We start from the raw sequence: 21,953 nt of genomic DNA, 5'->3' as shown, positions 1-21,953 counted from the left end.
TTTTATGGAATTTCTACAGAATTTTAAATCACAACTGAGGGTGGTATCACCTGGCAGAATCAATATAATTGGCGAACATACCGATTATAATATGGGCTATGTTTTACCCACGGCAATCGAAAAGAATATCACTTTCGATTTTCAAGAAAATGGTTCTGAATCTATTTGTAATATATATAGTAAAACCTTTGATACCGGTTTTAGTTTTGATTTGACCAAGGTTGCTAAAAGCGAGGTCGAATGGCATAACTATATTCTAGGTGTGGTCAATGAAATACTACTGCGAGAACGAAACCTAAAGGGTTTTGATTGTGTTCTAGAGAGTAATCTACCAACTGGATCTGGCCTAAGTTCTTCGGCGGCTTTAGAATGTGGTCTGGCTTTCGGTCTGAACGAGTTATTCCAATTGAATTTGACCAAACTAGAGATGGTTCAGTTGTCTCAAACGGCAGAACACACCTATGCAGGTACGCAATGTGGTATTATGGATCAATATGCTTCCGTAATGAGTGAAGAAGGCCATGTGATTCTTTTAGATTGTCTATCCCTTGACAGCAGTTATATTCCAATCGATTTGAATCCCTACAAAATAATTCTCTTGAATACCAAAGTATCGCATAATTTGGCCACGAGTGAATACAATGTGAGAAAAATGGAGTGCGAGCAGGGGGTTGCCATTATTCAGCAAAGTTACCCTGAGGTAAAATCTTTAAGGGATGTTACGCAGGAAATGTTACAATATTGTAAAGGTGAACTTTCGGAGACGGTTTTTAAAAGATGTTCTTTTATAGTAGATGAAAACGAAAGGGTTATTCAAATGACCGAATATTTAAAAAAGAACGATTTAACGGCAGTTGGTGAGTTGTTGTACGAGGCCCACGATGGTATTAGTCGACTTTACGAAGTAAGTTGCCCAGAGTCTGACTTTTTGGTTGATTTCTCAAAAGAATATTCCGGTGTGTTGGGAGCAAGGCAAACTGGGGGTGGATTCGGAGGTTGCACCCTGAATATTGTTCACGAAGACCAATTAGAAGAATTCACGGAAGCGGCAAAAGAGGCCTATAAGAAAAAGTTCGACATTCTCTTAGAAATCTTTGAAGTGAAACCTAGTGGCGGTACGCGAATAGTTGAAGCCAGCTAGTGAACAGAGGTGTTCAATAGGGCTTCTTCCAGTTCTAGTTTTTTATGACGGCTTAAAGGAATTTGTTCTCCGCATAGCTCCACATACTGACTGTTATAGCGGTCTACACGATTCAGGTTTATGATATACGATTTATGAATTCGTAAAAAATCGTCAGAAGGAAGCTGCGTCATAAAACCTTTCATGGTACTTAAAACCAATAAGTTTTCATTATCAGTTATGATTTTAAGATAATCACCAAGACCTTCGATCCAACGAATGTCTTTCAGATAGACTTTTACTCTTTTCAGCTTACTGTTCACGAAAATATGGCCCTCTTCTTCATTTGGGGCACCTTTGGTTCTCAAAATAGCCTTTTGTACCGACTTGTTGAACCTTTCAAAATTGATAGGCTTGAGAAGATAATCGGTAACATCATAATCGAAAGCCTGCATGGCATAATCGGCCTTTGAGGTAATGAGTATGATCTGTGGCCGGTCTTTCAAAGCCTCCATAAACTGAAAACCGTTGATAACCGGCATTTCAATATCCAAGAACACAAGGTCTATCTGTTGATCAACGAGCCCTTTTTGTGCCTTGATGCCATTTTCATAGTCAGCAATCAAGACCAAATTCTTGTGATCATTTATAAGTTTTGAAACCGCTGTTCTTTGAGTTTTTGAATCGTCAATAACAACGCACTTCAGTGTTTGAATACTCATGTCTATTTTTTCATTGAAACAGAGGTCAAATTTGGTATTTCAGTTCACCATTTTTGAAAGTAGAATGTGAATCAAAATCCGGGCTCTGCTTCTAGTTCACCCCATATGCAAATATACTACTTTACAAATTCATAAAGATCAATTAACAATATTGCCAAATACTCAAAATTTATTGACTTTCATGAACTATAAAAGTTTTAAAGACCCAAAGCCAGCATGAGTTCAGACCGCCTCTTGCGACTTATAGGCATTTGATGACCTTCAACCTCGACCACAGCATGGTTCAAGTTTTGAACACGGTTGATATTGATGATGTAAGATTTGTGTATTCTTATAAAGTGTTCGGCAGGTAACTCTTTCTCAAAAGCCTTCATTGAGCTGAGTACCACATGGTTTGATTTTTGGGTCACCAATTTTATGTAATCACCCAATGCTTCTATCCACTTGATATCGCAGTAATTTATCTTAACTTTTCTTAGGTTACTTTTGACAAAGAAGTGAGCCTTTTCTTCTGCATCTGCCCTTAACTTGAGGTTCTCTTTGGCTCGATTGACCGCTTTTCTGAATCTATCATAAGAGACCGGTTTTAATAAATAGTCGGTAATGTGGTAATCGAATGCTTTAGCAGCATAATCAGCCTTATCGCAGAGTAAAATGATTTCTGGCTTTCCGTGAAAAGTGTCGATTAAATCGAAAGCATTTATGAGAGGCATTTCTATGTCTAAAAAGACAATATCGGCAATCTGGTCTATACTTTCTTTTTTGGCATGAATGGCGTTTCGAAAAGAACCCTCATGTTGAAGGGCCGTATGGCCCTCAATTAATTGTGACAATTTATTTCTATGATTGTCGGAAGCATCAACAATTACTGTTCTCAATTTTTCCATTTTCGTAAGTTTTCATCGGTCTCTACCGTACCTACGAAATAATTGAGAGAGGGTTTGTTTTTATAAAATTATTTTTCGTTTGGTTCTAATACAAAGGTGTTGCTGCATTGATTTGGTAGTTTGTAAGACAAATCGTTTATTGCCGACTAATGCCCTATAACTTTTGATAACTTTTGCAAAGGGCTTATATCAAAAAAGTTACATTTGTTTTTTTAAATTTTATAAACGAGCAATCAATTATGGCTGAGAACATAGAAAGAGTGAAAACATTGATTATCGGTTCTGGTCCTGCGGGTTATACAGCTGCTATTTATGCGTCAAGGGCTGACCTAAAACCGGTTCTTTATACGGGAATGGAGCCTGGGGGGCAACTTACCACTACGACCGAGGTAGATAATTTTCCTGGTTATCCTGAAGGTATCGATGGTCCTACCATGATGGTCCAGTTGCAACAACAGGCCGAAAGATTTGGCACTGACGTGCGAATCGGTATGGTAACTTCTGTCGATTTAAGCGATGAGATCGGTGGTATACATAAGATAACTGTTGATAACAGTAAAGAAATTGAGGCCGAAACAATTATTATTTCAACAGGTGCCTCTGCCAAATATTTGAATATTCCTAGTGAACAACGTCTGAGGGGTGGGGGCGTTTCTGCCTGTGCGGTTTGTGATGGCTTTTTCTACAAAGGTCAAGATGTTGCAATTGTAGGTGCCGGTGATACTGCCGCCGAAGAAGCTTCTTACTTGGCGAATATTTGTAACAAGGTAACCATGTTGGTCAGAAAAGATTACATGAGAGCTTCAAAGGCGATGCAGCATAGGGTCAATAGCCTCAAGAATATCGAGGTGAGATACAATACCGAGGTTGATGAGGTTTTGGGAGACCAAGTAGTTGAAGGTCTTCGGGTAGTTAATAACGATACCGGTGAAAAAGATGAGATAGCCATAACAGGGTTGTTCATTGCTATCGGCCATAAGCCTAACACCGATATTTTTAAAGGTCAGTTAGATATGGATGAAACAGGTTATATCATTACCAAAGGAAAATCTACCAAGACGAACAAGCCTGGTGTATTTGCCAGTGGAGATGCTCAGGATAAAGAATACAGACAGGCCGTAACTGCCGCAGGTACGGGTTGTATGGCCGCTTTAGATGCCGAGCGTTACTTAGCTACTGTTGAAACAGAAAAAGAGGTTGTCTAAGAAAAAGATAATCTTGAGAAATAAAAAATCCGGCCAATTTGAGCCGGATTTTTTTTGAAGTAAATGTTAGAATGGTGTTAATCTATTCTCCTGTAATTTTCAGAGAAGGTTCGATTACCATTTTGATCAAGTGATATTTGGCTATAGGAATTGTCATCTAGAACCAGTTCAAATTTAAACGATTCAATCGTATCTTGAATACTCATCATTACTTTTGATCCATATTCCAAACGCTCTTCCAAACTATTATCAGTGGTATTATAAGAACCGTAGCCGAACCATTCGTTCGGATCTTCGGGCGAATAACGCGTCCACATGACTTTTCCTTTACTATAAATCTTTACTTGCTGATATCCGTTCGTATTGGGTATGGTGTCCGAAACATAACCGTCTTCCCAATTGTAACGGTTGATAAGTTCCCAAGTGCCCTCTAACGTAGGGGCCGTTTGAGGTTTTGAAGATGTGTATATGGTAGCCGATACCAAAAATAACATCAGGAAAACCAATCCGAATAGTTTTTTCATAATACAGTGTTTTAAAGGATTGATATTCAATTTGCAATAATAAGATACGATATTTTTTGAATTATTATTAATATTTCTCTTGTTAATTAGAAATTATTTAATTCACGTAAAGCAGTTTGACATTGTAATATTTTTAAATAGGAAGGTGGTGAAAACCTATATCGTAAAAAGCGGTACTACAATTTGACAATATGCTATTTCTTACATGAGAAGTACCAAATGGCTATCATTTTGTTATATTTAAGTTAAACTAGTTAACTAAAAGTTATATGAGAAACATTACGATTGCTATGATCGCTCTCTTATGTGTACAATTCACGTGGGGGCAAATGATTTCTGGAAACGTCACTGACAGCTCGGGTGAACCCTTACCCGGTGTGTCCATTATCGTTTCTGGAACAACCAAGGGTACTACGACTAACTTCGATGGAGAATATTCCATTGAAGCAACTTCAGGAGATATTCTTGAATTTACTTATTTAGGCATGTTGGCCCAGCAGGTTGAAGTTGCAAATCAGACCAGTGTAAATGTGGTTATGCAAGAAGATTCTGAACAACTTGACGAGGTAATCGTTACGGCGTTCGGTATTTCGCAAGAGAAGAAAGCCTTGGGGTATGCAGCTCAAAGTATTGATGCGGAGGCCATAACCCAAACCAAACAAACAAATATTGTAAATGCCCTTCAAGGTCAAGTGGCCGGTGTTCAGATTACCAACTCCGGGGGTGCGCCAGGTCAAAGTGCAAGGATTATCATACGCGGAATCAACTCTTTAGACCCATCTGCCGATAACCAACCCTTATTCGTGGTCGATGGTGTGCCTATAGATAACTCAACGGTAGAGGCAGGTGTCAATGATAATGGTAATACCCCTCGTGGGCTTTCAAACCGTGCTTCTGATATCAACCCTAATGATATAGAATCGATGTCGGTGTTAAAAGGTGCCGCTGCAACAGCTCTTTATGGGGTAAGAGCAGCGAATGGGGCCGTCATCATTACGACCAAAAAAGGTGCGGCAGGTCAAGTAAAGATCAACCTGAACACATCGGTCGGTTTCGAAGAATTGAATCGTCTGCCAAAGCTTCAAAAAGAATACGGTCAAGGATTTAGTGGCGAGTATGATCCATCAAGCTTTTGGCCTTCATGGGGTGCGCCAATTGCAGAGATAGCTCAAGACGTACCGGGCCATAAGTATCAAGATAACTGGAACCGAGCATTTGACACCGGTATACAGACCGACCACAGTATTAGTGTATCAGGTGGTAGCGAAAATGCGACGTTCTATGGTTCTTTCGGTAGATTTGACCAAAAGGGTATTATTCCCTTTAGTGATTGGGCGCGTACATCGGCCAAAATTTCTGGAACGTTAAAGCTCAATGAGAAATTTGATTTTAGTGGTTCTATCAACTATACCAATTCTGGTGGTAACAGGGTACCCCATGATAGGTTTATGGAGCGTATGATGTATTGGGCAGAGACCCAAGATGTTCGTGACTACATCAATCCAGATGGTACGATGAAAACATATAGTAATACCAATCCTATTTATGATGCTAGGTTCAGTACCTATAAAGACGATGTAAATAGGGTTATCGGTAACTTAAACTTTAATTACAGTCCTTGGGAGTGGATGACACTTTCTTATCGTTTGGGAACTGACTTTTATACTGATATGAGAACCGAGATTACTCCAGGACCGAAAGGTATAGATAATGAAGTAGCCCTAAGTTCAACCGGTTTTATCGAAGAGACCAGAATTAATAGTAAGGATATTACTTCGAACTTCTACATAACCCTGAAAAAAGATTGGAACGACGATTTCAACACCACGCTTCGCTTAGGTAACGATATATTTCAAAGAAAATTCGATAGGGTATTTTTAAGGGGTGAAAATTATGTAATTCCAGATTTTTTTAATGTCAACAATACCCGTCAAATATTTACGGGCCAAGCAAAAAGTATCAGAAGGCTAGTCGGTTTCTACGGCGATTTGATGGTCAATTACAAAGACTTTCTTTATCTGAACCTGACAGGTAGAAATGATATTTCATCGACTTTGCCGAAAGACAATAACTCTTTCTTTTATCCTTCTGTAAATCTTGGATATGTCTTCACCGAGAATTTTGAGACACCAAGTTGGTTTACCTTCGGTAAACTGAGGGCTTCTTGGGCACAGGTTGGTAAAGACACCAACCCTCATATTCTAGGGGCTACTTTTGTAAGCGATGATATTTTTCCTCTAAATGGTCAAGTAGGGTTTAGCCGTAACAGCGAGTTTGGTGACCCTGAACTTAAACCCGAGTTGACAACATCAGTTGAATTTGGAACGCAGTTGTCTTTTTTAGATAGTAGATTAGATTTAGATGTCACTTACTATAAATCAAATGCCGAAGATCAAATTATTCCTGTTCCGATATCTGATGGCACGGGGTTCTCTTCTTACATAACCAACGCAGGGGAAATTGAGAATAGTGGTTTCGAAGTAGTACTTAGCGGCGATATAATCAAGAAAAGTGATTTTCAATGGACGGCGACTGCCAACCTTTCTATGAACAACAATGAGATCAAGTCAATTCGTGAAGGAATAGATGAAATTGTAATCGGATCTCAATTTGGTTACGCCGGTAGTACCGTTACCATGAAATTGATAAAGGGTGATGCCTACGGAAATTTATATGGTACTAGTTATGAGCGTTTTGGTGCCGATGAAAATGCGGTATCCCTCAATAATGGCCTGCCGACAGTAATCGGTGATAATGGTTTTCCTCTAACCAATTCAAATCAGTTAATATTGGGCAATGCAGTGCCTAAATGGATAGGGGGTCTTCGAAACATGTTTTCATACAAAAACTTAGAGTTAAGCTTTTTGGTAGATTTCAGGGCCGATGTTGAGCAGTACAACCAATTTGATAATTTCTTATCGGCCTTTGGTAAAAATGAATATACTCTCACGAGAAATGACTTCAAGGTTTTTGATGGTGTTCTCGCAGACGGCTCGCCCAACACGCAAGAAGTTTGGTTAGGGCAAGGTGTAGGGCCTGATGGAGTTGATTACGGAGCAGGTTTTTGGAGGAATTACTACCGAGGGGTTAGCGAAAACTTCGTTCAAGATGCCAGTTATGTGAAATTGAGAAACATCTCATTGGCCTATACCTTTGGTGACAGGGTGCTTGATAGAATACCTTTTAAGTCGATGCGAGTGTCTTTGGCAGCTAACAATATTATTTTGTACTCACCGTGGGATGGTTTTGATCCAGAATCATTTTCAGCTGGTGCAGGTGGCAATGCCGTAGGCTTTACCGGACTTGGTTTTCCAGGTACGCAGAGCTATTTTCTAACTTTTAACTTCGGACTATAAATGGTAATGGGCAACATTTGTCCATCCTAATAAATATAAGACATATGAAGATTTCAGATAATATTAAAAGAATTTTCGCGATAGGCCTGATATTGGTTCTATCGGCGTGCGATTCCTATCTCGATGTAAACGAAAACCCCAATAATCCTCAAGATGCTCCTATCTCTGGGTTAATGATCAATAGCGTTTATGAATCGGCGTATAATGTTTTTCGCGTGGGCGATATAACATCAAATTACGTTCAGTACCTGGCATCACCGAACCCGGCAAGTTCATCTGATACCATGGATCCTGTCAGTAACAACACTACTTGGTTCAGGCTGTATAATGTAATGACCGACCTTGTTGTTTTAATCGATAAGGCCGAAGAACAGGGGGCTGGTCATTATCAGGGAGCTGCACAAGTTCTAATGGCCTTGAACTTGGGTATGGGCGTCGATATTTTTGGAGACATGCCCTACAGCGAAGGTTTTAATTTTGAAACGGTTACACCGGTTTACGATTCTGACGAATCGCTGTATACAGTTATATTGAATTACCTAGATCAAGGTATCGCTAATTTGCAAGGCCCTACGACCTCAAGTCTAGGGGATGACGATTTTCTTTATGCAGGTGATATCGATAAATGGATTGCTTTTGCATACACTTTAAAAGCAAGGTATATGGTACACGTGAAAGATTTACCTTCTTATGATGCAGATGAGTTATTGAATGCAGTCGATAACGGTTTCGCATCTAATGATGCCAATGCACAACTTTCATTTTTTGAGCAGTCTATTAACCCATGGTCAGATGTGGCCCGTGATAATGCGAATTTGGTTTTAGGCGGATGGATTTCGGAACAATTCATTGAAGCACTTGATGGTACCACCTATACTACGGTAGACCCTAGATTGCCTTTGATGGTCGGGGCCACTGATGACGGTGAATACATAGGTACAGTTAATGGTGCAGGAAGAGGCAACGCGCCGGAACAAGGTGCGAGAAGTACTCTAATAGAAGACCAGTACTATACGGGCCAAACCTCGCCAGTTCTAATCAGCACTTTTAGCGAATTGAAATTTATTGAGGCAGAAGCCGCTTTTGAAGGCGATAAGCCTCGTGCCTATCAGGCGTATCTTGACGGTATTGCTGCGCATATGCAAATGTTAGAAGTTGCCCAGGAGGATATTGATGCATATTTGGCCAGCCCAGAAGTATCGATGGGTGAGGGGGCTTTTACCATTGATGATATTTTCAAGGAGAAATGGGTGGCAATGTTCTTGCATCCGGAAACATGGAATGATGCCAGAAGATACGACTATCAATATGAGAATATGACCTTGCCTGCCAATTTAAACCCTGATTTGAATGGCCAGTATATAAGAAGGCTGCCATATCCAGATAATGAGGTCAGTAGAAACGGTGGTAACGTACCTTCGGTGACCTTGTTGGACCGAATTTTTTGGGATGTAGAATAATTTAAGAGAATTAAATTTCTGGGAGGACGTTGAGACATTTTAATAAATGTCCAATGTCCTCTTTTTTATGGGCCGCACTCAAAACGATTCGGCTCATTAACTGGGCGTCTTCATCTGGGTACGGAAAGCTGGTCACTATAATCTTAAGCGCCTCTAGATACTCCGTAAGTTGAACATCAGAAAATGTAAAGGCGGGATGGTCTGCCATGTAGTGAAACTTCTTTTTGTGCTTCAATAAAAGCAAAAAATAGTCGATGTTTTCCTTTAGCAACTTTCGCTGTACACCGTAAAGGTCTTGTGCCTCGATAAAGGTTCCTATAGATGCAGGTGTCGCCGGGCTCGCCCCTCCAAAAAAAGCGGTTTTTTCCAAGGCATCCAATCTTTGCCGGTTGCCAAAAATGGCACCTCCTTGAATGGCATAGCCTTTTCCGAGCGAACAGCAGACTATCAGCTCTCTCGGCTTAAGCTTTAAAAGCGAACGATAAACACCTCCTCCTTCCTGCCCGACGATTCCGATACCATGCGAATCGTCAACCACTAAGATAACTTCATCTAAAGGCAGGGTCTGTAGCGCTTCAAATTTAGGATAGTTGCATCCTGAGAAGTCAATGGCATCTAAAAACACAACGGGTATTTCTTTGATGTTTCGTGTAGAAAGGTGTTCTCTAACTGCTATGTTTAAAGCTGTAAATGTGGTATATGGACGAATCTTACTTTGGTAGAGTGCTGCGTGGGTATTAGGTGCATAGAATAACTGATGGTATTTATTATTGAAGGTTTGCGACATTAATTGCCCCGCCAAATAACCCGACGATAAGGTTAGCGAACGTTCGCAGCCCACAATATTCGATAATAGCTTCTCGGCTTTATCAAAAACATCAATTTGAATATTCGACTTTCGGGAGGCACCGTAGTTGGTTCCGTATTTTTTTAGGTTATCGATGAATAAGTTCTGAAATTCTTCATTTGTCTGCAGCCCCAAATAACCGGTTCCCCCGAAATAGAGATAACTTTCTCCATCGAGGTTGAGTTTTCTACCAGGAAATGAACCTATATGATAACTCATTACTTCATCGTTATACCTGATCCTGCCAGTTCAGGAAACTTTAATTCTCCGTTTTGTAAGATCTTTACTCCTTCGGCGATATCGTTTTTGATAAGAAGGGGGCCATCCATATCTACATAATCCAATTGTGGTAGTAATTGGGCAATGGCCGAAATGCCTACGGTTGATTCGGTCATGCAACCGACCATGACCTTCAGGCCCATTTGTTTTGCTTTCTCTATCATACGTAGGGCAGGGGTAAGACCGCCGCATTTGGTCAACTTGATATTGATACCATTGAAATGAAGGCCACATTTTTCAACGTCTTCTTCAACGATACAGCTTTCGTCGGCGATAACTGGTAGCACACTTTGGTGAACTACTTTTTCCATACCTTCCCAATCATCTGCTTTTAAGGGTTGCTCTAGAAACTCAACACCTAAATCTTTGAGTAGAGGGGCATTTTGAATAGTTTCTTCGGCCGACCAAGCACAATTGGCGTCGATTCTGAAAATGGCATCGCTATGTTTTCGCAGTTCTTTAACGATAGCCACATCGTCATCAGTTCCTAATTTTATTTTATAAATGGGCCATGGCATTTCTTTCATTTTTGCAACCATTTTTTCAATGGGGGCAATTCCGATGGTATAATTGGTAATCGGGTAATAGTCTTTTGAGGTTCCCCAAACTTCATATAGGGGTTTATCATGTATTTTGCCATACAAGTCCCAAGCGGCAAGGTCAAGCGCACAAATGGCAAAATTAGAAAGTTGACAATCTTTCAAAAATTGGTGAAATATTTCTGGTCTATCAAAATCAAAGGTTTCGATTTCAGACCGAATGGCCTCTATCTCGGCCATCATGCTTTCAATGGTGATTTTATAGTAGGGATTAGAGGTACTCTCACCAAAACCTACTTTACCGTTAATTTCTAGACCAACAATCAGTGTGTTTTGAAAGTCATGTGATTCACGCGAAATGCTAAAGGTGTGCTTAAGCTCAAGCACTTTTTTGTCGAGGGTCAGTTGCATAGCGAATTAGCTTTATACGAAGATAGCAAGACCTAACGACCCATTTAAATTCAAACGGTCTTTTTTTAAAAAGCAAAACCCCCATTGAGGCATGGGGGTTTAGGTGTTTACGGTTGTCATAGATTAATATTGATGTACACTACCTGAAACGGATTTTTTTTGGGAAACGTTGGGCTCACCTGAGTACGATATGTTGCCCCCGCTACTGGCATCGGCAACCAACGATTTCGCGACCATGATTTTTACGTTACCTCCACTGCTAGCACCTGCATTACAGGTTTGGCTTTGAAAGTCGCTTGCATTGATGTTGCCACCAGAACTTACATCGATGTCTGCATGTTCGGTATCACCGGCGATATTGATATTTGATCCGCTACTGGCATCGATCGATACATTTTTAGAATCGAGCGCCAAGTTGATTTGAGCACCACTACTGCCATCGATTTGTAAATCTTCGGCTACTAAAGAGTTTTCTGTTTTCATCTGTGCGCCACTTGAGGCACTCAAACTGCTCACTTGGGGTAATGAGACGAAAACCTTTTTGGTTGCCCTACCAATATTCGATTCTGCATGAATACGTAGTTTACCATTTTCAATATCGGTCGCTATCAAATCGATGATATTTTCATCGGCTTGAACTTCAATATTGAAATCATCGTTTTGGGTGATGTACACCTCAAGACCTTCGGAGACCGATATTTCGTCAAAATCTCCACTTACGTTACGGTTTTCGGTAACCACGTGGCCATTACCCGGCTTTCCGGTACTGAAGTCTCCAATGTTGATGTCGAAACCACAGGAAGAAAGAAATATGGCTACTATGAAAGCGATTGCTACGCGTACTAAAGTTGTCATGACTGTTGGTTTTTAGATTGTTGATTTAAGTTTTTCGATTGATGGGAACAAAGATGTACGATAACGACGAATGAAGTCAATATATGTTACCGAACTGTTCTTTTATATTGATGAATTGTTTAAAACTTGCTTTATTGAGGGCTTTCTTCACTTCCGTCAATGTTAATATCTAAAGAATCTTTCTGGTCTTTTGCCTTTATTTGAACCCCGTTATTGTCAATTTTCATTTTGAAAGACTCTCCGTTCGATTCATTGATGTTAATGTCGATACCATTTTCATTTATCTTAATTCTGTTTTCGCCATTTTCATCATCTGTTTGAACCGGACAGTTTTGACATTTCAACTGACCATCTTCGCCCATCATCCACAAATAATCTTCGGCATCATCTATATTGGTATCCCTATCTGCCCGAATGGTCCAGTTTCGGGTATTCGAAGGCGCATATTTCATGTACTGCCCCGTCGGCAGATAGAGATTGACCTTTACTTCTTGATCGTTAAATTTACTTTGGTCATTCGTGGTAAGGTAGGTGTCAAGCATCAATGTCTCACCCTTTTGCTCGAACTTATAATCTATTTTTTCTGCTGTTGACCTAGCTTGGTCAAAAGAAGGCCCGTTAGCTTCTTTTTTAACTGTGATACGAGCTACCGAATCGTTCGATCTTTTGATATTGAACCGAACATCTTCAGATTGCAACATAGGCGACCCATCTTGATCATATACCAGAATCATATCGTTCATTCTAACATACTCGCCATCATCATAGTATTCTGAAGATACCAGTTGTAAGTTAAGGGTGTCGGTTTTCTGATCGATAGTCAAAGAGTAGTCTTCTTTAATACTACCTGTAAAGGCATGGGAAGCCGCTTCCCTTACACCCAAAACTATTAATGAAATGATACAGATAATCCAAAGGCCCAGCAATGAGAACTTGGCAATGTTACCAATTGATTTTAAGTTATTGACAAGTATTTTAAGTCCTAAATACATCAGGAAGAAAAACGGAATACCTATGGCAAAGAACAAGAGAATTGAGAATACCCAAACCGGGGCTACTGTCAGGTTGTTCAGTACCCCGTCAACACCTGGTAGATTGATCCAATCTAAGGTACCCATGGTTAGCATGCCAATGAACATTCCGATAATGGTAGCAGCACCAACAACAACCAGAATAATACCAATGAACTTACCGATTATCTTGAAGAAAAACATGATAATATCACCCAAGGTCTCAAAAAACGATTTGCCGCCGTTCTTTACTTTCTTGGTTACACCTTCATAATCAACGCTCTTAATTTTGTGGGCAACATCATCAAAGCCTTCCTTGACCTTGCGTTCTATATTGCTGATGTTGACATCCTCCCCCCGCATGTCAAGTTTTTGAGAGGTGGTTTTAGCTTCCGGGATCAATAACCAAAGCAGGGCGTAGATGACAATGAAAGCTCCTGTTGAACCAATGGTCAAGACAATCCATATGAGGCGAACCCAAAGCGGGTCGATATTAAAGTAGTGGCCCAACCCAGATGATACACCGGCAATGTACTTATGATCTGTATCGCGATAGAATTTTTTCGCCCTTTTAGGCGCTTTTTGTTTACCGCTGATTGGTTCATCTTCGAACATGTCTTCATCTACCATGTAATCTTCGGGCTGCCCCATGATGGCGATTACTTGGTCGACCTCTTTGACCGTTATAACCTGTCTTTCATTTTCCAGCTTTTCACTGAACAGTTCGGCAATTCGAGCCTCAATGTCGGCTAGAATCTCTTCGCTACCGGGCGTATTGGCAAACGAGCGTTTGACCGACTCAAGGTAGCGCTGCATTTTATTGTATGCTTCTTCATCCATATGAAAAAGCATGTTGGCTAGATTTATATTTATTGTCTTGTTCATTGTCGTTGTTTTTAGGCTTGTGTTGTTGTTAGCCTTTTAGGGCATATAGCTATGTTCGTTAGTTTATCGGTTATTGGTTACCAAGTTGGTAGCCGTTCTAAGTTCATCCCAGGTCGAATCAAGCTCTTTCAAGAAAAGCTTACCTGTTTCGGTTAGGGCATAGTACTTTCTAGGTGGTCCTGAAGTTGATTCTTCCCAGCGATAGCTGAGCAAACCTGCATTTTTCAGACGGGTGAGAAGGGGATAAATAGTACCTTCTACTACCAACATTTTGGCATCTTTAAGGGTTTCAAGAATCTCTGAGGCATACTTGTCATTTCCGTTTAAAATGGAAAGGATGCAGTATTCGAGAACCCCTTTGCGCATTTGCGCCTTTGTATTTTCTACGTTCATAATCTCGTTTTGCTTTTTATGCAGTTCCTTCACATTGGGGGAACGTGTTTGTTTTGAAAATGTCTTCTGCATTGGTTGACTGTTCGTTTTTTGATAGATGAATAAACATGTTACCGTTGATTGATGATTTTGATTGATGAATAAACTCCGTTAGTTAAGGGTTGATGAGCCCCATTTTATTTAATAAACTTAATGGTCAAGGGGTATTCAAAATATTGGCCCTCGTTCGTTCTAATAGTAGCCAATAGGGTGTATACCACGTTAATGATGAAAAGAGCAGCATGTGCCAGCCCAGCAAGACTTAGTGGTATAAGCCAAGATCCAAACCTGAAATTGTCAGGATCGAAATTGATTGAAAAATTGTTATAGTTGTTCAATTTGTCGAAACCGAAGAAGCCGAAATCGAAAATATCGGGAAAGAAACCTACAAAGAAAGGAATGCTAATGACCCCCAATACTACCGAGTAAATCAGTAAGCTGATTTGAAAATTCAGGGCTTGTTTGCCATTGTAGTCGACAAATGAATTCTCGTTCTTATTGGCTGTCCAAAGTACCAACGGAATGATAAAATTACCGAAGGGAATAAGGAACCTTGAAAAGGTCGATGCATGTATCAATGCCGATAGATTTCGTTCGTGTTTGGTGATTGTACTTTCCATGACTTAGTAATTTCTTATGCAAATATATTTCTAAAAAAAGGTACTATGCAAAACAAAGTACTTAAATTTAAGATAAAATTAACAATTTTAAATTCGGTTATTTTGCATATTTTTGAGTAAAACCTTAATGGATATGGGCGTTACCGCACAAAAGTTCAATCAATTCACTTTTTTCAAATTACCTGCCGCTTGGTGGACGGGTGTTCGGGTAAAATCATTAAATGGGGATACCTGCGTGGTAACTGTTAAGCATTCTTGGCGCAATCAGAACCCATTTAAGAGTATGTTTTGGGCCGTTCAAGGTATGGCCGCTGAGTTAAGTACAGGTGCTATGGTCATTAACGAAATCAGAAAAAGCAAAAAGAAAATTAGTATGCTGGTCGCCAATAACAATGCTAATTTTTCAAAAAAGGCCACCGGTAAAATTACGTTTACATGTAATGATGGGCATCTTATCAAAGAGGCCATTGATAAAACTGTCGCCACGGCCGAGGGGCAAACCTTTTGGATGAAATCTGTAGGTGTTAACGAACAGGGAGTCGTGGTTTCTACTTTTAACTTTGAGTGGACGGTGAAAGTGAAAAGTTCAAAATAATTAGAGTTTTTGTAACAAAACTATTGGTATAGACAACCAATAGACATCACAATAAATCAATCAAAAAAATGAATGCACACGAAATAGACTATCAGATTTACGGCGAAGAGATGCAATACGTAGAAATTGAGCTAGACCCTCAAGAGGCGGTGGTTGCCGAAGCCGGAAGCTTTATGATGATGGACTCCGATATTAAAATGGATACCATTTTTGGAGATGGCTCGAACCAAGATTCAGGGGTGTTGGGCAAGATATTTTCTGCGGGAAAGCGCATATTAACGGGCGAGAGCTTGTTTATGACCGCGTTTTTAAATGTAGGCCAAGGAAAAAAACAAGTTAGTTTTGCCTCTCCATATCCCGGTAAAATTGTTCCAATAGACCTTTCAGAAAAGCAGGGTAAATTTATTTGCCAGAAAGATGCCTTTCTGTGTGCGGCCAAAGGTGTTTCAGTAGGTATAGAATTCTCTAGAAAACTCGGGCGGGGCCTTTTCGGTGGTGAAGGTTTCATTATGCAAAAGCTTGAAGGTGATGGCCTGGCATTTGTACATGCAGGAGGTACTTTGGCCAAAAAAATATTGGCACCCGGAGAGGTGCTTCGAGTAGATACCGGCTGCATCGTAGGCTTTTCAAAAGATGTCGATTACGATATCGAGTTCATTGGTGGAATCAAAAATACGGTTTTTGGGGGCGAAGGCTTGTTTTTCGCAACGCTTCGTGGGCCAGGTACCGTATATATACAATCATTGCCATTCAGCCGTTTGGCTGGCCGTGTTTTGGCCTCGGTTCCTAGAGGGGGAAAAGACAAGGGAGAAGGTAGTATTTTAGGCACCTTGGGAGATATCGTGGGCGGTGATAATCGTTTTTAAACAAATTTTTCCCTTCCGTAAATTCAATTGCTATTACTGGATTCCCTTTGATTAATTGGCTTGAACTTCCACGATTTTGAAGGATCTAGAAGACTGGAATGGTAATACATTTTTAAGAATAGGAGTGGAAAGTACATGCCTTTTTCAAAAGATAAATTCAATTGATAAACCTTTAGAAGGCCGTAATAAGCTCAGAAAGATTGTGTTGGCATGCCTACTTTTAATTATATTTACGCCGTAAACTTCAGTTTTGTGCCCCTAATGCCCTTTCAAATTTAATTCATGGAATCTAACTCGGTAACGAACACACAATTGGTCGTATGGGTAATAGATGATGATTTTGTATCCATTTTTGCTACCCGTTACGGAATAGAACAGTGGAACAGTAACTGCAAGGTGGTTGATTTCGATAGCGCTGAGACAGCTCTGAAAATTTTCTCCGATACCTTGGATAATGAGGAGGAAAGACCTGATATCATTCTTCTTGATTTGATTATGCCCGGCATGGATGGGTGGACTTTTCTTTCGAATTTCGAGAAAATGACGCAGGGAAATCCCGGTACTGACATCTATATTCTTTCTGCTTTTACAAATTCCAGAGATCGTAAGAAGGCTAAAGGGCATCCATCTGTCAAAGGTCATTTTGATAAACCTCTTTCTAAAAGTTTGTTGGAAGAAGTGTTCAATGCCAATTATCTATAGAAAGTTAACCCCTCTATTTTTGAGAAAATGACGATGGCTTGCCGTCTGGTTGAATAATTCTTATCTTCGGAAAAGATGAATTAACGATTTTATGGCGAATTATAATATTGACGCTAAAAAAGACATGACCTATGATGCCATTGTCATAGGATCAGGTATCAGTGGCGGTTGGGCTGCCAAAGAACTTTGTGAAAAAGGACTAAAGACTTTGGTGCTCGAAAGGGGTAACATTGTGGAACACGTAGTGGATTATCCTACCATGCATTTAGACCCATGGGATATGGATTACCGTGGTGGACTTACCCCTGAACAGAAGAAAAAGCATTACAAAAACATTCGCTCTGGTTGGGTCGGTCAAGATACCGAGCATTTCTGGGCAGACGATGAAGCCAATCCCTACACTGAGGTGAAGCCCTTTTTATGGCTTAGGGGTCATCAAATGGGAGGCAAATCATTACTTTGGGGAAAACAAACCTATCGCTGGAGCGATCTTGATTTTGAGGCCAATGCCAAAGACGGTCATGGTATTGATTGGCCCATTCGCTATAAAGACATAGAACCTTGGTACTCTTACGTAGAAAAGTTTGCCGGTATTAGTGGTGAGTCTCTAGGGCTTCCACAATTGCCCGACAGCCATTTTTTGCCCCCAATGGAACTTAACTGTGTTGAGAAGCATGTGAAGGGTAGAATAGAAAAAGATTTTCCGGGAAGGCATATGATTATAGGGCGGGTGGCCCACTTGACGCAACCCCATAATGGTAGGGGGCAGTGCCAATACAGAAATAGATGTAGTAGAGGGTGCCCTTATGGTGCTTACTTCAGCAGTAATGCGGTTACATTGCCACCGGCAAATGCCACCGGTAATCTGACGATTAGACCGTATTCGATAGTGCAATCCGTAATTTATGATGATAAAAAGGGCAAAGCGACGGGGGTAAGAATTATCGATGCCGAAACCAACGAAGATATTGAGTACTCGGCCAAAATTATATTTGTGAACGCTTCAACATTGAGTACTACACAAATACTGATGAATTCTGTTTCAAACAGATTTGAAAATGGTTTAGGTAACGATAGTGGCGAGCTTGGGCATAATTTGATGGATCATACCTACCGTGTCGGTGCTATGGGCAAGGTTAATGGGTTCGATGACAAGTACTATAAGGGCAGAAGGCCTAACGGTATTTATATACCACGCTACTGGAATGTTGACGAACAAACCAAATCGGATAAATTTGTTAGGGGCTTTGGTTTTCAAGGTGGCGGCTATCGAGGCGGTAATGCCGCTAATACCGAGTCGTTCGGTGCCGATTTTAAAGACAATATGTTAAAACCAGGGCCTTGGGAATTTTTCATTACCGGTTTTGCCGAATGCCTACCGTATCATGACAACAAAATTTCCTTAAATAAAGAAGTTCTTGATAAGTGGGGCCAACCCACCCTGTCCATCGATGCAGAGTTTAAAGAAAATGAAAAAGCATTGAATAAACAGATTCAAGAAGATGCGGTAGAAATGCTCGAAAAGGCAGGTCTGAAAGATGTGCTTGGGTTCGATAATGAACATCCGCCAGGGTACGGTGTGCATGAGATGGGTACGGCCAGAATGGGTAAAGATTCTAAAACAGCGGTATTGAATGAATTCAATCAAGTACACGGGGCAAAAAACGTTTTTGTAACCGATGGGGCCTGTATGACTTCATCTTCATGCGTCAACCCTTCTTTGACTTACATGGCATTGACTGCCAGGGCAGCAGACCATGCCGTATCAGAATTAAAAAAACGAAATATTTAATTATGGATAGGAGAAAAGCCCTTAAGCGAACCGGACTGTTGGCCGGTGCTACGGTTATCGCACCTTCGTTATTTTCGCTATTACAATCTTGTAAAGATGAAAAGCGATTGGACTGGAACCCTGAATTCTTTTCTAAAAAAGAGGCTCTAACAATAGCATCTATTATAGATATGGTACTTCCTAGAACGGAAACTCCTGGAGGTTTAGATGTCAAGTCAGATATTTTTATCGATAAAGTGGTTGCGAACACCTATGACGAAAAGGGACAAGAAAACCTAAGAAATCAAATCGCAGAATTTAACAAGAAGTGTCAAAATGACTTTGGAGCCAATTTTTATGAGCTGAACGAAACTGACAAGAAAAAGGTTTTGGAGGAGCAAGAAAAGACTTCAGGAAAATTTAGCCCAGGTGTTTGGGGAACTACGGTGGGAGATCAAGAACCCATCGGTTTCTATCGTTCAATGAAGTCGATGGCCATATGGGCCTACACCACTTCGGAAGAGGTAGGGGAGAAAATCTTGAGCTATGACCCAATTCCTGGTGGGTACGAATCTTGTAAACCTCTTTCTGAGGTTGGAAATAAGTGGAGTCTCTAGCCAATTGCATGAAAAACAATCGAATTAAGAACATTGAAAAAAAGGTACTATCCGATAATTGGTACATTTTAAATAAGTATACATACGAATACCAGAAAGATGATGGTTCTTGGGAGACTCAACAGCGTGAAGCCTATGACCGCGGTAATGGTGCCGCCATCTTGCTTTATAACAAAAAGAAGGGCACCATTGTTCTGACCAAGCAATTTAGAATGCCAACTTACGTGAATGGTAACGAAGATGGTATGATGGTTGAGGTTTGCGCAGGTCTTTTAGATGGCTTGAACCCTGAGGAGTGTATCAAAAAAGAGGTAGAGGAAGAAACCGGTTATCAAATAGACCGGGTCAGAAAAGTTTTTGAAAGCTATATGTCTCCTGGATCGGTCACTGAAATACTTTATTTTTTCGTTGGAGAGTATAAAGAAAAGATGAGAGTGAACGAGGGCGGTGGAGCCGAAGATGAAACGGAGAACATAGAAGTTTTAGAACTTGATTTTGAATCGGCCATGGGCATGATAGCAAGTGGTGAAATTCGAGATGCTAAATCCATCATGCTTTTACAGTACGCTAAGATTCACCAATTATTAGGTCAGTAACATCCTTCTTAATAAGTGTCCCTTACTTTTTCCAATATAAGCTGCATTCTCTTTTTGACCTCAGAAGAAGATTCCCGAAAGTGATTGTTCATAAAGCTGAAAATTAAAGTTTTACCTGATTTGGTAATCAAAAATCCGCTAAGACAATGGTTGTTGCTTAAGCTTCCGGTCTTAGCATAGATATAAGGCTTGTCAATACCGGGATACCAATTTTTTAAAGTTCCTGACTTTCCACCAGTAGGAAAGAAGCTCAGTAACCTATCCCTCGGTAGCTCTGTATACAATTTGTGTAATACTTGAATTAGTGATTCTGGGGTAATGAGATTGTATCTTGATAATCCGGAACCATCTACCCATCGCGGTTCTTGTTTTAGATCCCAAAGAAAATTTTCTAACATGAAATCTCTCGCTCTTTGGCTGTCGAGTGTGTCAGACAAGGTTGATGAAGCTAAAATCAGTAATTGCTCAGCTATAAAATTATCACTGTTATGCATCATTCTGCGATAAACAGTATCTGATTCTATACCATAAAAAGTTTTTAAAGATGGAGATGTCTTTTTATCGGTCAGTTCAATTGCTCTGTTAAGTTCTGATTCCAGAATAGATTTGGTTAGTTGGGGCCCTGTTCTAAAAGGTACTTCTAAAGTGTCTTTTCGGTTACCGTCAAAAAAGAAGATGTTTTCTTCAGCCTTTCTATTATCGGCAGCGTTTACCCGTACCACACTATCAACAAACACGGCAGGTAGCACCTTCGGTTCTTGAATGTTTTGAAGTGTAGTTACATTGCCATAAAGAGGCATTGCGCTTCTTTCAGGTTGATAATAGTACTGATAATCTCCCCATGACCAACCAGGGCCAAGTCTCTCATCGATAAGATTGCCCAGATATAGTTTGACATTGTTTTGCTTCCTGAGGAATTCAAGCGCTTTTAAATCATCAAAATAAGGATGTAGAAAAGTCGGGTCGCCAGTTCCTTGAACATAGGTTGTATCCGATGCTTGATGATAGAATAATGATGGCAAACTATCGGGCAACATCTTCAGGGAAGTGTAAAGCGTAAAAATTTTAGTGTTACTGGCCGGGGTGAAGTATTTCGATCCGTTTTGATTGTAAAGGGTGTCTTTTGTTTCCGGATCAAATAATACAAAGCCGGTAAATTGTGATTCGTAGAATTTAGAATTCAAGATATTCTCTGTTGTTCTACTGACAATTTTAGACTTCGTGGCGCAACTTAATAACAACAGTGCCAATAGTAATGCGGGTAGGAATGATTTCATATAAAAAGCTCTAATAGCCCAAAAATAGGGCTTTTAACAAGAATTTGGCGAACTTTTAACAACGAACTAGCAATATAAAAAGGGCTTTAATGTTTAACTTTAGCTTGAAGCTGTGCTTCACAAGAAACAATTAACTAAAGATTTTTCACATATGGCTAAAGCTATGCTTGAGTACACTAAAACTGTACTGAAAAAAGTTAGTTTCGATTCAAGGCTGTTTTTAAAAGAATTGAAAAAAGCAGTTACCAGATTACTCCCCGAAGAAATCGAAGAACTTAAACTCTGGTTGCAGCAGTTTATAACTGACAAACCAGAACTTCAACAAAGTTTAATTTATTTAAAGGCATAAAAAAATCCCTCCGCAACGGAGGGATTTT

21 protein-coding genes are annotated in these 21,953 nt (G+C 40.1%); 11 read left to right on the top strand and 10 right to left on the bottom strand.

Translation table 11 applies throughout. The annotated features are described in order from the left end of the window. The first annotated feature begins 4 nt into the window (after positions 1-4). On the top strand, positions 5-1,141 hold the full coding sequence (gene galK / locus IL356_RS12240) for a galactokinase (RefSeq protein ID WP_121848735.1): 1,137 nt from the start codon (positions 5-7) through the stop codon (positions 1,139-1,141). Here galK and IL356_RS12235 read toward each other — a convergent pair. Beyond that, positions 1,138-1,842, bottom strand: a complete 705-nt coding sequence (locus IL356_RS12235; protein ID WP_121848736.1) for a LytR/AlgR family response regulator transcription factor — start codon at positions 1,840-1,842, stop codon at positions 1,138-1,140. The genes galK and IL356_RS12235 overlap by 4 nt on opposite strands. 197 nt (positions 1,843-2,039) lie before the next feature. Beyond that, complete coding sequence (locus IL356_RS12230) at positions 2,040-2,729, bottom strand: LytR/AlgR family response regulator transcription factor (protein ID WP_121848737.1); 690 nt, start codon at positions 2,727-2,729, stop codon at positions 2,040-2,042. Positions 2,730-2,968: 239 nt separating this feature from the next. Here IL356_RS12230 and trxB point away from each other — a divergent pair, with 239 nt between their 5' ends. Continuing rightward, complete coding sequence (gene trxB / locus IL356_RS12225) at positions 2,969-3,934, top strand: thioredoxin-disulfide reductase (RefSeq protein ID WP_121850681.1); 966 nt, start codon at positions 2,969-2,971, stop codon at positions 3,932-3,934. Between the two features lie 77 nt (positions 3,935-4,011). Here the strand turns inward: trxB and IL356_RS12220 are convergent, their stop codons facing one another. After that, on the bottom strand, positions 4,012-4,458 hold the full coding sequence (locus IL356_RS12220) for a hypothetical protein (RefSeq protein WP_121848738.1): 447 nt from the start codon (positions 4,456-4,458) through the stop codon (positions 4,012-4,014). 269 nt (positions 4,459-4,727) lie between these two features. On the opposite strand from IL356_RS12220, the gene IL356_RS12215 reads away from it, so the two are divergent. Both IL356_RS12215 and IL356_RS12210 read left to right on the top strand, forming a co-directional pair. Continuing rightward, the gene (locus IL356_RS12215) at positions 4,728-7,814 is read left to right on the top strand and encodes a SusC/RagA family TonB-linked outer membrane protein (protein WP_121848739.1); all 3,087 of its coding nucleotides are present in this window, start codon (positions 4,728-4,730) and stop codon (positions 7,812-7,814) included. 44 nt (positions 7,815-7,858) lie between these two features. After that, entirely contained in the window at positions 7,859-9,274 is a 1,416-nt protein-coding gene (locus tag IL356_RS12210; protein ID WP_121848740.1) for a SusD/RagB family nutrient-binding outer membrane lipoprotein, read from the top strand. 10 nt (positions 9,275-9,284) lie between these two features. Here IL356_RS12210 and IL356_RS12205 read toward each other — a convergent pair whose 3' ends face one another. The 6 genes from IL356_RS12205 to IL356_RS12180 form a co-directional block, all read right to left on the bottom strand. Beyond that, positions 9,285-10,340 carry a PLP-dependent aminotransferase family protein gene (locus IL356_RS12205; protein WP_121848741.1) on the bottom strand — a complete coding sequence of 352 codons (1,056 nt, stop codon included), beginning with the start codon at positions 10,338-10,340 and terminating at the stop codon, positions 9,285-9,287. Beyond that, positions 10,340-11,350, bottom strand: coding sequence for a dipeptide epimerase (locus IL356_RS12200; protein WP_121848742.1), 1,011 nt, complete (start codon positions 11,348-11,350; stop codon positions 10,340-10,342). The genes IL356_RS12205 and IL356_RS12200 overlap by 1 nt, the downstream gene beginning before the upstream one ends. Before the next feature lie 123 nt (positions 11,351-11,473). Beyond that, positions 11,474-12,205, bottom strand: a complete 732-nt coding sequence (locus IL356_RS12195; RefSeq protein ID WP_121848743.1) for a head GIN domain-containing protein — start codon at positions 12,203-12,205, stop codon at positions 11,474-11,476. 131 nt (positions 12,206-12,336) lie between these two features. Then, a complete protein-coding gene (locus IL356_RS12190; RefSeq protein ID WP_121848744.1) occupies positions 12,337-14,100 on the bottom strand; it encodes a PspC domain-containing protein in 1,764 nt (587 codons plus the stop codon). A 63-nt stretch (positions 14,101-14,163) separates the two neighbouring features. Then, positions 14,164-14,493: a PadR family transcriptional regulator gene (locus IL356_RS12185; protein ID WP_121850682.1), complete on the bottom strand. Its 330-nt coding sequence runs from the start codon at positions 14,491-14,493 to the stop codon at positions 14,164-14,166. Between the two features lie 176 nt (positions 14,494-14,669). Next, positions 14,670-15,152, bottom strand: a complete 483-nt coding sequence (locus IL356_RS12180) for a DUF4870 domain-containing protein (RefSeq protein WP_121848745.1) — start codon at positions 15,150-15,152, stop codon at positions 14,670-14,672. 133 nt (positions 15,153-15,285) lie between these two features. Between IL356_RS12180 and IL356_RS12175 the strand changes: the two genes are divergently transcribed. The 6 genes from IL356_RS12175 (at position 15,286) to nudK (ending at position 20,299) form a co-directional block, all read left to right on the top strand. Further along, the gene (locus IL356_RS12175) at positions 15,286-15,747 is read left to right on the top strand and encodes a DUF4442 domain-containing protein (RefSeq protein ID WP_121850683.1); all 462 of its coding nucleotides are present in this window, start codon (positions 15,286-15,288) and stop codon (positions 15,745-15,747) included. Between the two features lie 68 nt (positions 15,748-15,815). Next, entirely contained in the window at positions 15,816-16,613 is a 798-nt protein-coding gene (locus IL356_RS12170) for a TIGR00266 family protein (RefSeq protein WP_121848746.1), read from the top strand. A 282-nt stretch (positions 16,614-16,895) separates the two neighbouring features. Next, entirely contained in the window at positions 16,896-17,315 is a 420-nt protein-coding gene (locus IL356_RS12165; protein ID WP_121848747.1) for a response regulator, read from the top strand. A gap of 91 nt (positions 17,316-17,406) precedes the next feature. Continuing rightward, a complete protein-coding gene (locus IL356_RS12160) occupies positions 17,407-19,107 on the top strand; it encodes a GMC oxidoreductase (protein ID WP_121848748.1) in 1,701 nt (566 codons plus the stop codon). Positions 19,108-19,109: 2 nt separating this feature from the next. Continuing rightward, positions 19,110-19,703 carry a gluconate 2-dehydrogenase subunit 3 family protein gene (locus IL356_RS12155; protein ID WP_121848749.1) on the top strand — a complete coding sequence of 198 codons (594 nt, stop codon included), beginning with the start codon at positions 19,110-19,112 and terminating at the stop codon, positions 19,701-19,703. An 8-nt stretch (positions 19,704-19,711) separates the two neighbouring features. Beyond that, the gene (gene nudK / locus IL356_RS12150; RefSeq protein ID WP_121848750.1) at positions 19,712-20,299 is read left to right on the top strand and encodes a GDP-mannose pyrophosphatase NudK; all 588 of its coding nucleotides are present in this window, start codon (positions 19,712-19,714) and stop codon (positions 20,297-20,299) included. 8 nt (positions 20,300-20,307) lie between these two features. On the opposite strand, the gene IL356_RS12145 is transcribed toward nudK, so the two are convergent. Continuing rightward, a complete protein-coding gene (locus tag IL356_RS12145) occupies positions 20,308-21,576 on the bottom strand; it encodes a D-alanyl-D-alanine carboxypeptidase/D-alanyl-D-alanine-endopeptidase (RefSeq protein ID WP_121848751.1) in 1,269 nt (422 codons plus the stop codon). 151 nt (positions 21,577-21,727) lie between these two features. On the opposite strand from IL356_RS12145, the gene IL356_RS12140 reads away from it, so the two are divergent. Next, positions 21,728-21,925 carry a hypothetical protein gene (locus tag IL356_RS12140; protein WP_121848752.1) on the top strand — a complete coding sequence of 66 codons (198 nt, stop codon included), beginning with the start codon at positions 21,728-21,730 and terminating at the stop codon, positions 21,923-21,925. Positions 21,926-21,953: the final 28 nt, after the last annotated feature.

It is taken from the genome of Euzebyella marina (assembly GCF_014855515.1).
Classification (GTDB): Bacteria; Bacteroidota; Bacteroidia; order Flavobacteriales; family Flavobacteriaceae; genus Euzebyella; species Euzebyella marina.
Note: the sequence above shows the minus strand (reverse complement) of the source record. Positions and strands in the feature narration are given on the sequence as shown.

Bases quoted from the DNA above. Each gene is read 5' to 3' on its own strand.
- galK (WP_121848735.1), top strand. From the start codon at position 5: ATGGAATTTCTACAGAATTTTAAATCACAACTGAGGGTGGTATCACCT.
- IL356_RS12235 (WP_121848736.1), bottom strand. From the start codon at position 1,842: ATGAGTATTCAAACACTGAAGTGCGTTGTTATTGACGATTCAAAAACT.
- IL356_RS12230 (WP_121848737.1), bottom strand. From the start codon at position 2,729: ATGGAAAAATTGAGAACAGTAATTGTTGATGCTTCCGACAATCATAGA.
- trxB (WP_121850681.1), top strand. From the start codon at position 2,969: ATGGCTGAGAACATAGAAAGAGTGAAAACATTGATTATCGGTTCTGGT.
- IL356_RS12220 (WP_121848738.1), bottom strand. From the start codon at position 4,458: ATGAAAAAACTATTCGGATTGGTTTTCCTGATGTTATTTTTGGTATCG.
- IL356_RS12215 (WP_121848739.1), top strand. From the start codon at position 4,728: ATGAGAAACATTACGATTGCTATGATCGCTCTCTTATGTGTACAATTC.
- IL356_RS12210 (WP_121848740.1), top strand. From the start codon at position 7,859: ATGAAGATTTCAGATAATATTAAAAGAATTTTCGCGATAGGCCTGATA.
- IL356_RS12205 (WP_121848741.1), bottom strand. From the start codon at position 10,340: ATGAGTTATCATATAGGTTCATTTCCTGGTAGAAAACTCAACCTCGAT.
- IL356_RS12200 (WP_121848742.1), bottom strand. From the start codon at position 11,350: ATGCAACTGACCCTCGACAAAAAAGTGCTTGAGCTTAAGCACACCTTT.
- IL356_RS12195 (WP_121848743.1), bottom strand. From the start codon at position 12,205: ATGACAACTTTAGTACGCGTAGCAATCGCTTTCATAGTAGCCATATTT.
- IL356_RS12190 (WP_121848744.1), bottom strand. From the start codon at position 14,100: ATGAACAAGACAATAAATATAAATCTAGCCAACATGCTTTTTCATATG.
- IL356_RS12185 (WP_121850682.1), bottom strand. From the start codon at position 14,493: ATGAACGTAGAAAATACAAAGGCGCAAATGCGCAAAGGGGTTCTCGAA.
- IL356_RS12180 (WP_121848745.1), bottom strand. From the start codon at position 15,152: ATGGAAAGTACAATCACCAAACACGAACGAAATCTATCGGCATTGATA.
- IL356_RS12175 (WP_121850683.1), top strand. From the start codon at position 15,286: ATGGGCGTTACCGCACAAAAGTTCAATCAATTCACTTTTTTCAAATTA.
- IL356_RS12170 (WP_121848746.1), top strand. From the start codon at position 15,816: ATGAATGCACACGAAATAGACTATCAGATTTACGGCGAAGAGATGCAA.
- IL356_RS12165 (WP_121848747.1), top strand. From the start codon at position 16,896: ATGGAATCTAACTCGGTAACGAACACACAATTGGTCGTATGGGTAATA.
- IL356_RS12160 (WP_121848748.1), top strand. From the start codon at position 17,407: ATGGCGAATTATAATATTGACGCTAAAAAAGACATGACCTATGATGCC.
- IL356_RS12155 (WP_121848749.1), top strand. From the start codon at position 19,110: ATGGATAGGAGAAAAGCCCTTAAGCGAACCGGACTGTTGGCCGGTGCT.
- nudK (WP_121848750.1), top strand. From the start codon at position 19,712: ATGAAAAACAATCGAATTAAGAACATTGAAAAAAAGGTACTATCCGAT.
- IL356_RS12145 (WP_121848751.1), bottom strand. From the start codon at position 21,576: ATGAAATCATTCCTACCCGCATTACTATTGGCACTGTTGTTATTAAGT.
- IL356_RS12140 (WP_121848752.1), top strand. From the start codon at position 21,728: ATGGCTAAAGCTATGCTTGAGTACACTAAAACTGTACTGAAAAAAGTT.